1 protein-coding gene is annotated in these 532 nt (G+C 45.1%); it reads right to left on the bottom strand.

Annotated elements, in window-relative coordinates:
* On the bottom strand, positions 1-532 hold a 532-nt coding region (locus R8O11_RS30880; RefSeq protein WP_318195345.1), incomplete at both ends, for an ABC transporter ATP-binding protein.

The following is a 532-nucleotide window of genomic DNA, read 5'->3' as shown; positions in this document are numbered from 1 at the left end:
CTATAGCGCGCGCGATCAACAGCAAACGTTGCTGACCGTATTCCAACTGTTTGAAAGACGTCTTTTCGTAGTGACGCATGTGTAAGATATCAAGCCACTCTTTAGCTACGTCAATCTCTTTACGCGAAGGCTGATTATACAAGCCAATCGAGTCGTAGAACCCAGACAGAATAACCTCTAACGCGCTGCAATTCACTCGATATTGAAGATGCAACGCAGAGGAGACCATGCCAATATGCTGTTTTATCTCCCAGATGCTTTCGCCAGAGCCTCGCTTCTTGCCGAAGATGTGGATGTCGTTACTGTAGCATTGTGGATGATCGCCAAATATCAGCCCCAATAACGTACTTTTACCACAGCCGTTTGGCCCTTTAACTTGCCAGTGTTGTCCTTTATCTATGCGCCAATTCAGGTCAGTGAAAATACGTTTTTCAGTGTATTCAACTTGGCCATTTTTTAGTTCGAAAATAGGATCATCGAAGTGCGTAGAGTGTTGGTGGCGTCGTATCAACCTCATCATCTCTTCGCTTTG

It is taken from the genome of Vibrio sp. 1288, from assembly GCF_033344475.1.
This window is presented reverse-complemented; position numbering and strand designations above follow the sequence as displayed.